This is a genomic window from Polyangiaceae bacterium (assembly GCA_015075635.1).
Lineage (GTDB): Bacteria > Myxococcota_A > Polyangia > Polyangiales > Polyangiaceae > JADJKB01.
The window spans coordinates 1,504,277-1,517,788 of the sequence record JABTUA010000001.1 but is presented as its reverse complement, the minus strand read 5'-3'; the positions used below and the strand labels follow the sequence as shown (position 1 = coordinate 1,517,788).

Below are 13,512 nucleotides of genomic sequence, written 5' to 3'. Positions count from 1 at the left end.
TCCTCTACGGTCTAGCTCAGTTGCCGCCGTAGATCTGCAGCGCCGGCTCCGGGAAGCCGAGCGTGGCCGCCGCGTCGCGCGTGTAGTCGAGCAGGCCGCGGTAGTCGCGGAGCTCGCGGCACTTCTTGTTGTCGTCGCAGATGGTCGCGCCCTTGATGATGGGCTGTCCCGAGCTGTCGAGCACGACGTTGGCCGCGCCCGTGACCGGATCGTAGGGCGTGGTCGGGTCGAGCTCGTAGGCCTGGCCCGTCAGGATGTTCGCCCACTGCACCATCTTGGCGGCGATGCCCTTGTCGTACTTCTTGCCGAGCAAGGTCTCCTCGCCGTAGCGCTTGGCGATGTAGCGCTGCCCGGTCTCCGGATCGCGCCACTCGACCATCTGCTTCGGCAGGTAGCTCGGATCCACGTCCGAACCGAGCTTGTACAGGCGCATCATGTCGACCCAGTCCCAGTTCTCGCTGGTAGGCAGGTAGACGTAGGACCAGAAGACGATGAACTTCTGCACCTCGTAGCCGAGCTGCGGGTCCACCGGCCGCGAGCCGGTGCTGGTGCCGCCGGAGCCCACCGGATCGCCCAGGGCGGTCTGACAGAGCAGCGTGCCGTTGACCGGCCAGCAGACCTCCGGGCCGTTCGGCGCGATGAACGACACCCAGCCCAAGGACTCCTTCGGGTACTTCGGGCCGCTGTCGCTCTCGATGACGTGCGGCGCGCCGTTCGGCTCCGCCGTGACGCGCGCGGCGAAGAGCCCGCGGTCCCCGGTCAGCATCGAGCCGATCAGCCGGCGCATGCCGTCGCCCCACAGGTCGGCGTAGTTGATGTGGCCGAAGCGAGCGTCGAGGCCGTCGAAGCGCCAGAAGTTGAACGAGCGGTAGGACGCCTCCAGCATCGACTCGATGGCGAAGGTCTTCTCGTAGTACGAGCCTGCCTGGTTCAGGTAGTCGATGGTCCAGTAGCCCTGGCCGAACTGGAAGTCGTTCGACAGCGGCTTGCCGCCGAACGAGACGTCGCCGGCCTCCGACATGCTGGTGCCGTTCGGGATGTCGACCAGCGTCGGGTCGATCCCGGCCCCGCCGGACACGCCGCCGATCACGTCCTCCTCCGGCATGAGCGGGCTCTGCGGATCGCTGGCGTCGTCCGCGTAGTGCGGGCCGATGTGCGGACGGGTCATCACGCGCACGAAGTGGTCGAAGCCGAGGGCCGCGCCCACGCCCGTGTCGTAGAAGAAGCCGCCGTCACCGAAGTAGGCGCCCATGATGGTCGAGAGTGGGAGCCCCAGGTTCTTCGAGTACTCCTTGGCGTAGAAGCCGGCGATGTACGCGATGCCCTGGGTCAACGCGCTGATCTTCGCGTGGTAGCGGCTGAGCGCGCGCTGGTACGCGCCGTAGACCGTGAAGTTCACGCGGCCGTTGCGGAAGTTGTCGAACGGGTGGCGGTTCTCGTAGAGGTTCGAGTGGAACGTGAGCTCCTCGAACAGGTCGCCGCCGTTGTCGTGGCGATAGCTCGAGGGCGACCAGCCGTCCGCGTATTCGTCGGACTCGAAGCCATAGGGCATGCGCGGCCGGCCGTTCTCGTCACGCGCGCGCCGCGAGGTGAAGAAGCGCGGGTTGGTGCCGGTCTGGTCCGAGAGCTGGTCCGGCAGGAGGTCCGTGTAGGCCACGTAGTCCACCGGGATGCGCTCGCACTTGGTGCCCTTGACGATGCGGCCGTCGAAGACGGGGTCGTAGACGCCGTCCCTCTCGCTGTCCCAGTTGGCGGGGGGCGAGGTGTCCGCCGGCTGGCAGTTGCGGATGAACTTGAACCACTTGTTCCACTCCGAGTAGTGCATCAGCTCCTCGGCGTTGCTTCCCCAGTTGTCGTCGGGGCGAGCCACCACCTGACCGAGCAGGCCACCGGCGAAGTCCACCAGCCCGGCCACCTCGTTGCCGGCCGGAGTGCCTTCGATGACCACGTCACCGTCCTGGTTGCGGACCGTGGCGATCATGTTCGGGTCGTTCATCACGTCCACGACGTCGCCGTAGAACATGCGGGCGCCGGCGTAGTCGTAGACTCCCAGGCCCAGCATGTCCTGGGTCAGGTCGCCGGCGTAGTCCATGGTGGTCGTGTGCTGCCAGGTCCAGATGGAGTGGTCGTGCTCGTCGGCGGTGATCGGATCCCAGTAGCGGGGTCCGACGCAGGCTGCGCCGTCGTCGACGGCGTCGGTGCAGGGCTCGTTGACCTTGTCGTTGTCGGTGCGGAGCTGCCAGTACTGCGGGCGCCAGTTGAACTTGTCGTAGGAGCTGACGAAGTTGTGACGGAAGCCGACGGTGTGGCCCATCTCGTGGGCGATGACCGCGTAGTGCATGCGTGCCCGGAGGTAGTCCCACATCTTGTCGACGCGACCCTTGGTCTGACCCGGGCTCTCGTTCTCCGCCGCCGGGAACTTCGTCTTCATGATCTTCGCCAGCGCGGGGAGGCCGGTGGGCTCGGGAGCGCCGACGATGCACTGCCCCTTCTTGGCCAGGTGCATGTGGAGCTGCTGCTCGGCCTCGCGCAGCACATGGGAGCGCATGCCGCGGAGCGGGGAGGCCTGCTCGAGCACTGCGTCACCCACCGGCATGGAGGGGTCCACCCCCGCCATCTGCGTCCACATCGGGCCCATCAGCTGGGCTTCGATCTTGGTGCCCTTTGCCGCGTTGATGCGCTGGTCGAACTCGGCGCGCGCGGTGCCGCTGGCCTCCGGAGGCAGGCGGTTCCACCAGAGATCCGTCTTCATGTTCTCGCGTAGCTTGCGCGGGTCGAGGATGGCTTTCGCCTTCTTGACCGCCTTCGCATCGACGTTCTCCGGGCTCATGCCGTGGATGCCGGCCATGCGCTTGTTGATCTCGGCGCGGGTCATCTTCATGCCACCGGCGAGCTCGCGCGATGCCTTGCTGCCCTTGCCCAGATCGGACTCGATCCAGTTGCGGATGTAGGAGCCGCTCGAGATGTCGCTGCTCTTGAGCTCGCCGTTCATCCAGCGCAGCTGGTCGACGAAGCCCTGCGCGGCGGTGTCGGTGACGGCGTTGTAGACGTTGATGCCGGCGCTGATGGCCTCGCCGGTCAGCGGGTCGGCCAGCGTCGGGCCGTAGCCCCAGGGCGACTGGCTCTGGCGCGTCGGCCAGACGTTGACGTGGTGGTAGCGGATGTCGCCGGGACGGACCTTGGTGCCGACCTCGCCGCAGGCCGAGTCGTCCCCCTCGACCACCGGGTTGTGGCAGAGCACCACCATCGGCCGGATGCCAGCGTAGGTCTGTTCCATGTCGGCGACCTCTTCGGCCTGCTTCATTGGGAACTGGCCAGCGCAAGCCCCGGCGTCGCCCAGACCAGCGCTCTTGCCGTTCGTGCGCTTGCACTCGACGAGCCGGGCGGCCTGCACCGCGCCGCGGATGGCCATGTCCCACTCCTGGGTCGCCTTCCGGGTCCAGTCGAACATCAGGGTGTCGCCCTCCGGTCCCACCGTGTAGCGCCACACCACTGGACGCAGCTCGCGCTTGGCGTACGGGATGGTGCAGAGGCCCGTGAGGTCGTCGCAGCGCGAGCCGGGGTCGGCCGTCGCGCACTGGTCCTCGGTGCCGTCCTTGTCGGCGTCCGCGTGGGGGTCGAGCTTCGCCAGCCGCTGCTCGGGAGTGTTGCACTCCAGCGTGGTGTGGCTCTTCATCCAGATGTTGTAGCGCTGGGCGAAGCGCCGCCACTCGTTGTCGATGATGCCGTAGCGGTTGTCCCAACCCATGCGGTCCTGGGTGAAGATGCCGAACGAGTTCATGCGCGAGCCGTCCCAGTGCATGGGCTCGTAGTCGGTGTGGCCCTCTTCTCCGGGCTGCGCCACGCGCTTGAACGAGTAGCGGACGGTGACCTCGCTGTTCTCGCAGTTGCCCCAGGGAGCCGTCGCGCCGATCACGATGCTGCCGCGGTACAGGCAGGCGTTCAGCGTCTGGCCGAAGACGGTGACCATCTTGGGCTTCAGGTACAGCTTGTTCGTGATGTCGAAGTAGCCCTGCTTGCCGTCGAACACCGGGGCGTCGGGGTTGTTCGGATCGTCCACATAGTACTGCAAGCTCTCGGTATCGATGCTGTCGCCGAAGGCGCCCTGCGCCGAGATCGGGTCCCACCACATCGAGCTGGCGACCAGGTTCTGCGACCAGTCGACGCGGAAGTACTTGCGCTCGTACCAGGGCCGATCGCTCGAGTTCTCCTCGACGACGTTGAGCTCCTCGCCGGTAGTGGCGTTGTAGGCGCGCTTGATGTCGAAGTGCGACTCGATGCGCCAGGAGCCGATCACGCGGCCGTCGTTGGTCGTCTTGCTGCCGTGGCCGTCGGAGCCATCGATCTCCTCGTAGGTCAGGCGCGCGTTCAGCACGTCCTCGAGGATCTCCCACTTGACGCGCCGGAGGCCGCCGACCAGGCCCGGGAACACGCCCGCTTGATCCGCCCCGAGCGGGACGTCGGTGATGGTGGCCGCCGTGTAGAACTCCGGATCGTCCGTCGGAGTCTTCAGATCGGCACCGACGAAGAAGCTCTTCTCCAGAGCGTTCGCTTGCACCTTGTTGATCGGCTCACGCTCTTCCGCACAAGCGCCGGCTACCGCCACCAGCGCTCCGAGCACACCCATCTTCAGCCACTTGCTCGCGATCGACATCGCACTCCTCCCGAAAGCTCGAGGGTCCGTCCTAGCGACGTTCTCCGGCCTCTCTGCCCAAGCGAGCCCGAAGCCTCGAGCGGCCGGTAATCTACACCCAAGCCGGCGACTGGCCAGCGCGAAGTGGCCAGGCGGCCGGGTTCGCCCCGGCTGGAAAGCAGTCTGGCTGTACGCCCTGTTCCTAGGAGAATCGCCTGCGAATCCAGAGCAGCAACGCGCCGGCCAGCAGCACACCGGCCCCCACCGCCAGCTCGCCCCAGCGCGCGGCCCGGGCGACCAGCCAGACCGCGCCCAGGGCCAGAGGAGCCGGCCAGGCGTGCCGGAGCGAGAGCCCACGCTCGCCGGCGAGGGAGAGCTTCACCAGCGAAGCCAAGCTCATGCCGTATTGAGCGAGCACCGCCACGCTCGACAGGGCGAACAGCTGCATCAGTCGCCCGGAGAGCACGAACACCAGCACCAGCGCGACGGTGATCCAGAGCGCGCGCTGCGGCACGTGCCGGGCGTCTTCGTGCCCGATCCAGCTGCCGAGCCCGTCGGGGCGGCCGAGCGTCGCGAGGTAGCGCGGCGTCATCGCGAACATGCCGAAGGCGATGCCGAGTGCCGAGACGTTCGTGCCGAGCGCCACGGCGGAGGCCACGCGCGCGCCGCCGAGCTCCGAGCCCAGCGCGACCAGCGGCGCCTTGCTGGTCGCGAGCGCCGGCACCGCCGCCACGCACGCGGCGTGCAAGAGCACGTAGAGCGCCGCCGCGAGCATCAACGAGAGCACCGTCGCCGCGGGGATCGCGCGGGCGGCCCCGCGAGCATTGCCGGCCGGCACCGGCACGATCTCGAACCCCTGCGTCGCGAACACCACCACCAACGCCGCGCGCGCGAAGTCCGCGCCTGGCACGACGCTCGGCGTGGGCAGGTCCTTCGGCGCGGCGAAGAAGAGCGACGCGAGCAAGAGGAGCGGCACCAGCTTGAGCACGGTGATCCCGCTCCAGACCCAGGCGCTGGGTCGGAGGCCGCTGGCCGCAGTGCCGGCCAGCACCAGCACCGAGAGCGCAGCGAAGACGCGCTGACCGACGACGCCGTCGAAGCCTAGCAGCGGGCCGGCGTGCTGGCTCAAGCCGGCCATCACCGCCGAGGTGCTGAACAGCGCCGAGACGTACGCGACCCAGCCCACCGCGAAGCCCGTGCTCGGCCCGAACGCCGCCCGCGCCCAGACGTAGGGCCCGCCGTCTTCGGCGAAGCGGCTGCCGAGGGCCGCGTAGGCCAGCGCCACGGGCAACAGGCAGAGCGCGGTCAGCGCGTACACCCACACCCCCGCGGTCCCCGGCACCAAGCCCGCGACCTCCGCCGGCGTGAAGAAGATCCCGACGCCGACGATGCCGTTGACGCCCAAGGCGAGCAGGCTGCCGAAGCCGAGCGAGCGGCGCGCGGGGGCGGGGCTCTCGGACATGCCGGGCCCGGAGCCTCAGTGGAGCAGATCGACCAGGCGCTCGCGCACCAGCATCGTCGCGGCGTCGGCGGCGGAGCCGTCCTGGTAGCCGAAGCGGCTCTTCCAGCGCTCCACCGCCGCCCTCACCTCCACGCGCCGGCTCTCGTCGAGCCCGCTGCCTTCCTCGCGCAAGAGCACGACCACGTCGCGGGCGAGCTTCGCCACGGCGACGCGCCGTTCCGCGAAGACGGCGTCCTGCATCCGCTTGAGCTGCGGCGCGAACACGCGGCTGTTGTCGATGCTGTCGCCGGGGTGGTCGATGGCCCAGGCAGCGACGCGGCTGATCAACGAGTGCCGCAGGTCTTCCGGCTTGTCGGGGGAGCCGAGCAACGCCTCGACCTCGCCCATCAGACGCGGATCCGGGTCCTCGTACTGCCCGGTCAGAGGATTGCGTAGCTTCTCGCCCTTCACCCAGTAGCTCACCTGGGTGATGTAGCGGTCGAAGAGCTCGCGATAGCGGGTTTCGTCGACGAGCCCGCTCGACACGCGGAGCTCGTCCTCCAGCGTCTCGAGCAGGCGGTCGCGCAGCTCCTTTCTGAACTGCAGGTGGTCGTGGTAGCCGCCCGGCACCTTCTCTTCCTGGAGCCAGGCGTACTCGTTGGTGCGCTCGCACAGGCGGTCGAGCTCGTCGAGCACGGCGAACGGCGACAGGCAGTCGTAGAGGGGGTTCTGCGCCGCGTCGAGCAAGAGCGTACGCATTTCCCGCGGGCTCGCGCCGGTGGAGCCCTCGTAGATCGGGTAGGCGTCGCTCTCGTGGTAGATGTCGCAGATGGCGGAGCGCAGCAGCTTCGCGCTCTCCTCGTCCATGCGCGCGGGCGCGGTCCCCGTCGCGTAGAGATCGACCTTCTCGAGCGCGCTCAGCTCGCCGACCAGGTCGCGCACGGGCTTGTCGTAGCGGTCGACCGTGGGCCGGCGCATGCGCGTGAGCACCGCGAACATCGCGGCCATCCGCGTCGCATGCGGCGCCACGTGCTTCTTCACCTGCGGCGCGATCTGCGCGTCGTAGATCTTCTGCTCCTCGACCCAGCTCCGGAGGTACGGGACCTTGATCAGCTCGAGGCGCCCGCGGAAGCTCTCGAACTCCGGGTGCTCCCGGAAGGCAGCCAGGTGGAGCTCGTTGCCGCTCGCGAGCATCACGCAGTTGACCTGCACGTTCTGCGAGCGCAGCGCGACTTCGCCCGTCTCCGCCGTGATTTGCAGGTACTTGAAGGCATCGAGGGGCCGCTTCAGGATGTCCGAGAATTCGAGCATGCCGCCGGCGGCCTCGATCAGCTCGCCGAAGGCCTCGAACAGCGTCACCGCCTGCAGCGCCGAGGGCAACGCGGAGAGCGATCGGTCGGCGGTCACCTGGCGCTCGCCGGCGTCCACCGAGAGCTGCGGACCCAAGGTGACCGCGCCGACGCGATAGCGCTGGGAGATGAAGTAGCGCTCGACCTGCACGTGCCTGAGTACTTCCTCCAGCGAGCCATCGTAGCTGGAGAGCAGCGCCTCGTAGACCTGCTTGCTCTTGTGGGAGAGGTTTCCCCGCGCGATCCAGTTCGGCGGCGGCTCCTTGGCGCCGGCGTCGCGGTAGAGGCGCTCGAGCAACGCACCGCGTGCCTCCTCCGGCAGGAGGAACAGCGGGTGATCGCGCACCTCGACGATCAAGCGAGCGTCGATCTGATCCTCGGGCAGGTGGGCGTAGCTGCCGTCCCCGGTGATCACCGCCGAACGCTTGCCACCGAAGCCGATGGCCCCTTTCAGCTCGCGTTGACTGGGAAAGACCCAGTGGAAGCGGTAGAGCGCGCCGGCGGGCAAGGACGAGTAGTGCTCGAGGGCGCGCATGATGCAGGCCGCCGCGGTGCTCTTCGCCGAGCCGTTCGGACCGTGCGTGAGCAGGATGCGGTTGGGGCGACCCTCGCGGACGAAGTTGTTGAGCGCGCGGAACAGCTCGCCCTGGAGCGCTTCCTGGCCAACCAGCGCGTCACGACCGGACGCGTCGTCCTCGAAGGGCTGGTCGAACAGGACGAAGCGCGTCTCCACGCCCCAGGGATGCTCCACGGCTTGCTTGCCATAGTGCTCGAACATGTCGCGCATGTAGCGCGCCGCGTCGCGGGAGTGGGCGAGCGGGTCGGAGGCGAACAGCTCCAGGTACTCCTGGAACGAGAGCACGCGCCTCTCTTGCTCGAAGCCTCGCTGGACTTGCTCCGCGATCTGCCTGAGCTCGTCGAGGATGCGCTTGTCGCCCATCCCCCTACTTCTACTTCACATCCACATCGACCGCGAGCGCACGCTTCTCGATCAAGCACTTGTCGTCGGTGCAGACCGAGAAGTGGAACACCCCCTTGATCTGCTTCTTGCCCTTTTCGGCGGTGAAGGCCACGGGCATGGTCACCTTCATGTTCTCGATCTTGGCCTGGTCCTTCTTGACGATGGCCGAGGGATAGGTGACGCCGGCCGTCTCCGCGGTCTTGAACTTGTAGGGGTACTTGTCGTTGGCGTGGAACGGGGCCTTGGCCTCGAGCACGATCTCGACTGAGCCCTGCTGTCCGGCTTTGTAGTCGCCGCCGCCCTTCATCTCGAGCTTGAAGGTCTCCTCGGAGTAGGACCCTTTGGCCGCCGCGAGATCGACGGCCGCGCCCTCACCCTCCTCCGCGCCTTCCGGCTTGGCGACGGCGGGCTCGGCGCCGGCCTTGTCGCCCGCACCCACCGCCGCGGGGGTCACCTCCGTGGGTGTGCCCTGGCTCGGCGGCTTCGGCTGCTCCGCGCTCGGGGTCGCTTCTTTGCTGCAGCCGAACGCGACCAGGGTCGCGCCGAGGAGGAGCGCCGCCCAGCGCCCAGTGTAGGTGGAGATGGGAGACAACCGATGAGTCATGGACACTCTCGATACCACACGGTCAAAACCGGGGCCATACGCGCTCGCAGCCAGCATGTGAGCTTGATACGCGCGAGCCGCGCGGGAGGTTCCCGCGGGCGTCAGCGGAACAGCACGACCACGATGACGACCCCGAGGAGAAGCGCGATCCCCCCCACGGCGAAGGCCAGGAGCAGACCGAAGTTGCCCGACTTCGGCACACCCATGGGAACCAGGTCGTCCGGGTAGGCCCCGTATTGCCCGACAGGACCCGGGGGCGCCGGGTGGGCCGCGCCAGGGGCGGCGCCGAACGCCTCGCTCTCGCCGAAGAAGTTGTCGGCGACGTCGGGCGCCGGCACGCCCGCTGCTTGCATCATCTGGGGCAGCTTGTCGCGCACGATCGCGCCGAGCTGCTCCTGGGGCACCGTCGCCCACTCACGGTGCGATCCCTCCAGGCCGAAGGCGTGCCCGAGCGCGTCCGCGAGGGCGCCGATGGAGGGGATGCGCATCGACGGGTTCTTCTTGAACGCGTGCACCATCACGCGGTCCACCGTCGGCGGCATGGGGTTCGGCTTGCCCTGCGCCGCGATGCTCGGCGCGGTCGGCTCCTTGGTCAGGATCTCGAGCAGGATGCTCGGCCCGTTGTTGCCCTTGAACGGCACCGTCCCCACCAGACACTCGTAGGAGATCGCGGCCAGCGCCCAGACGTCCGCGCGGTGGTCCAGCGTCTCCAGGCCCTGGGCTTGCTCCGGAGCCATGTAATACGGAGACCCGATGGTGGTGCCCATCACGGTGAGCTTCTTGGCCGGATCGCTCTTGTCCTTCACCGAGCCGAAATCGAGGATCTTGACGATGTCGCCCTCGCGGGTCTGACACAAGAACACGTTGTCCGGCTTCAGATCCCGGTGAACCAGCTTCTTGGCGTGCGCCTCGTCGAGCGCCAGCGCGATCTGGCTCACCATGCGGATCACGCGCTCCGGCGGCAGCACGCTCTCGCGCTTGAGCGTGGCCCGGAGCTCCTCGCCGTAGAGGAACTCCATCACCAGCGCGTAGCTGCCGTCGTGCGTCGGCTGGAAGTCGGTCACCTCCACGATGTGGTTGTGCGGGAGCTGCTTGCTGACCTCGAACTCACGCTTGAAGCGCTCGAGCGACACGTTGTCCGTGGCCACGTCCGGGTGCAGGATCTTGAGCGCGACGTTGCGCTTGTCGACCATGTCGAGCGCTTCGTACACGCGCCCCATGCCGCCGTCGGCGACGACCCGCCGCACCTGATAGCGGTTGCACATCACCTGGCCGATACGCGCGTCGCCGTCCGCGGACGCGATCGGGGCCTGGGTGGCGCTGACCAGCTCGCGACCGTCGACGGGGCAGAAGCCGGCGTCGTCCGGGTAGAGCCGGGCACATTCGGCACAAGCCTTCACGACCGGTCTGGCCCCTCTCCCTCGCGTGGCGCCACGACGCTCACGGACCCGTGGAAGGGCCTTCCTCCGATTGGGACGCTTCCCCCGGCGGCACGTCGATCCGGAAGTAAAGGATGCGGTTGCAGCTGGGGCACTGCCCGAACTCCTCGTTGCGGCGCAGCTGCTGGTACAGCATCGGGGGCAAGCGCATGTGGCACTCGCTACAGGTGCCGTCCGTGGTGAACGCCAGCGCCGTCCCACGCCGCTTTCGCACCAGCTCGTAGCGCCGGTAGAGCGCCGGCTGGATCCGGGCCACGATGTCCTTGCGCGAGGTCTCCTTGCTGGAAGCGCTGCTCTGGACCTCGCCCAGGCGGCTCGTGGTCTCGCCCTCGGTCTCGCCCAGCTCGCTCGAGATCTTGTCGCGGTCGGCCGTGGTGGACTCGATGCCCTGCCGTGCCTGATCTGCCAGGCCGTTCACGCGCTCGATCTCGATCTCGCGGTCACGGTACAGCTTGCGCAGCTCCTCGACCTCGCGCTGCGCGGCGTTTGCCTCTCGCTCGGTCCGGCAGCGTGCGAGCTTCTCCCTCGATTTCTCGATCTGGTTGCTCATCTGCCTGAGCTCCAGCATGAGCTCGTTGCGCATCTTTTCCATGTCCTCGACGCTCTGGCGATCGCGCACCAGCTTGGCGTCGAGCTCCTGGAGCGCCTGCCGCTTCTTGTCGAGCGCCTCGCGCTCTCGGCTGAGCTGTTCTTGGAGGTCCTTGATCTCCGAATCCAGTGCCGAGAGGCTTTCGAGCGCGTCGATTTGGGATTGCAGTTTCACGGCCGAACACGGCTCCTTGTCACTAAGCATCCCCCCGAGGACGAGTGTGGGCCCACCTGGGTTCGAACCAGGAACTGCCCGGTTATGAGCCGGGGGCTCTGACCGATTGAGCTATGGGCCCGGCTAGTCGGAAGAGGAGCGCACCTTCGGCCCGAGGTCTTCGACAGGGAAGGAACGCGGGCCCATGCAAGCTCCACGCCCGGAAACCTAGTCGAACGGCCCGGGTGGGGCAACAGCGGGAACGATCCCGGAGATTCTCGCGCGAAAGCTGCTCGACTCGCGCACTTCCACGCGGCGATGAGACCCGCCACGGGAGCCTTTCGTCGACGTCACCCGCGAAGAGTGACCTGGCTCCCGCCGGGCGAGGAGGCGTCCGCCGGCTGATTCGCCGCTCCTGACGATCGAGAGACGATCATGGCAAGACTGGCTGAGTCGAGCCCTTGGGATCCGCGCAGCAGCGGAAACCCACCTGATAGAAGCGGAACCAGCGGTTGTGCGAGTTGGTGACCGGGCGGCAGCGCGCACGGATCGGCCCCCAGTAGCCCCCTTTCAGGCTGGAGACGTCCTCGTCCTTGTCCAGCTTGGGGTCCTCGTTCACGACCCACTCGTCCACGTTCCCGGTCATGTCGTGCACGCCGAACGGGCTCACGCACCCGCTCATCGCCCCGCTCGGGACGCGCTGATCGAGCCGCGACACCTCGTCCGAGATGAGTCGGTCGTGGGAGAACGCGGAGAAGTTGGGGTCACGGTAGTGGCGGTCGATGTTGCAGGCCTCGGCGTTGCGCTCGAACCCGTACGGGTACGGCAGCTTCGCCTCGCCCTCGCACGCGAAGGTCCACTCGCTCTCGGTGCAGAGCCGCTTGCCTTCGGCCTTGCAGGCTTGCTCCGCCTCCACCCAGCTGGTCATCACCGCCGGCAGCGCGCCCGCCTGGTTCGGGTACTCGTAGCGGTCGATGCAGAAGCGCTTCTGCACCTTCTGCCCCTCGCACAGGATCTTCTCGTCGTAGCGCCGGCAGCGATCGCGGTTTTCCTGGATCCACTCCAGGCAACGGTGCCCGACGTAGGGGCAGTACGTGCCCGCGACCAGCTGCATGTCGGGACCGCACGTCCCGCTCTCCAGCGGGGCCACCGCGGGCGCCGGCGGCGTGGCGCGCCCGGCCGCCCGAGCGATGACGTCGCGGGGTGCGTGGGCGAGCTGCGCCGGCCGCTCCGGGGCCACCCAACGCGGCGCGACTAGCCCCAGGCCACCGAACGCGCACAGGGTCGCCGCGCCCAGCGCGACGAGCCGGCGCGTCCCCCGCGAGGGGCGCTCGGCTGCACGCTGGGGCACGACCGCGGCGGACATGGGCTCGCGGAGTCTAGCCGCTCGGCTCGGCGCCGTCCGCCCGCCGCTCCTCGCTGACCGGCACCGGCCAGCCGCCGGGGCCTTTCCTCTGGTCGAGCTCGTGCTTCGGGCGTGGCTCCGGCGGCAGCGCCGCGGAGATCCCGTCCTGGGCGTCGGCGCAGCAGCGAAAGCCGATTTGATAGAACTGAAACTCGGGGCCGTGGGTCTTGGTCGTGAGCCGGCAGGTGTTCCGGACGGGCCCCCAGTAGCCGCCGTTCAGCGTCGAGACTTGAGCGCCGCCTTCTTCCGAGTTGTCCGTCCACTCGTCCACGTTGCCCACCATGTCGAACGCGCCGAACGCGCTCACGCATTCGGGGTGGCTCCCGATCGGATCCGCCTGCCAGAGGCGGGCGATCTCCGCGGCGCGCGAGCCGGGTGAGACGAGCTTCTTCGCGTCGGCCTCTTGCACCGGTCGGCTCACGTTGCACGGGCTCGGCAGACGCTCCCAGCCGTAGGGGTACGGCGCGCGCTTCGGACCCTCGCACGCCAGCGTCCACTCGGCCCGCTTGCACAAGCGCTTGCCGACGCTCTCGCAGGACTTGCGGGCCTCGTACCAGGTCACGAAGACCGCGGGCTTCTCGCCGACGCGGTTCGGCCACTCGTGACGGTCCACGCAGAAGCGGCGCGGCTCCTCGTTGTAGCGGCACTCCGGCTTGCGGGCGTACTCGGCGCAGCTCGGGCTCGCCTCGTCGACGAAGCGATCGCACTGGTACTCGACCACCGGGCACGAGCTGCCGTCTACCAGGGCCATGTCATCGGGGCAGGCCTGGGGCAGCTCCGCGATGACGGGGACGCTGGCGGCCGAGGCCGCGGCCAGCTGCGCCTCGGGCGGCACCGCGCTCGGCAGCGGCAGCATCGCGACCAGGAGCGGGATCAGGGGGCCGTACTCGGGCGAAATCACGACCGCCCCCTTATCGGAGACCCACCGGCCCTCGGCC

General features: G+C 68.4%; 8 protein-coding genes and 1 tRNA gene. All 9 read right to left on the bottom strand.

What is annotated here, in order from left to right:
- Positions 1-16: 16 nt before the first annotated feature.
- Positions 17-4,654 carry a hypothetical protein gene (locus tag HS104_06780; GenBank protein MBE7479675.1) on the bottom strand — a complete coding sequence of 1,546 codons (4,638 nt, stop codon included), beginning with the start codon at positions 4,652-4,654 and terminating at the stop codon, positions 17-19.
- A 181-nt stretch (positions 4,655-4,835) separates the two neighbouring features.
- Positions 4,836-6,095, bottom strand: a complete 1,260-nt coding sequence (locus HS104_06775) for an APC family permease (GenBank protein ID MBE7479674.1) — start codon at positions 6,093-6,095, stop codon at positions 4,836-4,838.
- Positions 6,096-6,110: 15 nt separating this feature from the next.
- On the bottom strand, positions 6,111-8,363 hold the full coding sequence (locus tag HS104_06770) for a serine protein kinase PrkA (protein ID MBE7479673.1): 2,253 nt from the start codon (positions 8,361-8,363) through the stop codon (positions 6,111-6,113).
- A 10-nt stretch (positions 8,364-8,373) separates the two neighbouring features.
- Entirely contained in the window at positions 8,374-8,988 is a 615-nt protein-coding gene (locus HS104_06765) for a hypothetical protein (protein ID MBE7479672.1), read from the bottom strand.
- Positions 8,989-9,089: 101 nt separating this feature from the next.
- Positions 9,090-10,388: a serine/threonine protein kinase gene (locus HS104_06760; protein MBE7479671.1), complete on the bottom strand. Its 1,299-nt coding sequence runs from the start codon at positions 10,386-10,388 to the stop codon at positions 9,090-9,092.
- Positions 10,389-10,428: 40 nt separating this feature from the next.
- Positions 10,429-11,190 (bottom strand): hypothetical protein, encoded by a 762-nt coding sequence (locus tag HS104_06755; protein ID MBE7479670.1) that lies wholly within the window; start codon positions 11,188-11,190, stop codon positions 10,429-10,431.
- 47 nt (positions 11,191-11,237) lie between these two features.
- Positions 11,238-11,311 (bottom strand) — tRNA-Ile (locus HS104_06750).
- 291 nt (positions 11,312-11,602) lie between these two features.
- Complete coding sequence (locus tag HS104_06745) at positions 11,603-12,535, bottom strand: SUMF1/EgtB/PvdO family nonheme iron enzyme (GenBank protein MBE7479669.1); 933 nt, start codon at positions 12,533-12,535, stop codon at positions 11,603-11,605.
- Between the two features lie 13 nt (positions 12,536-12,548).
- Positions 12,549-13,475, bottom strand: coding sequence for an SUMF1/EgtB/PvdO family nonheme iron enzyme (locus HS104_06740; protein ID MBE7479668.1), 927 nt, complete (start codon positions 13,473-13,475; stop codon positions 12,549-12,551).
- Positions 13,476-13,512 lie beyond the last annotated feature (37 nt).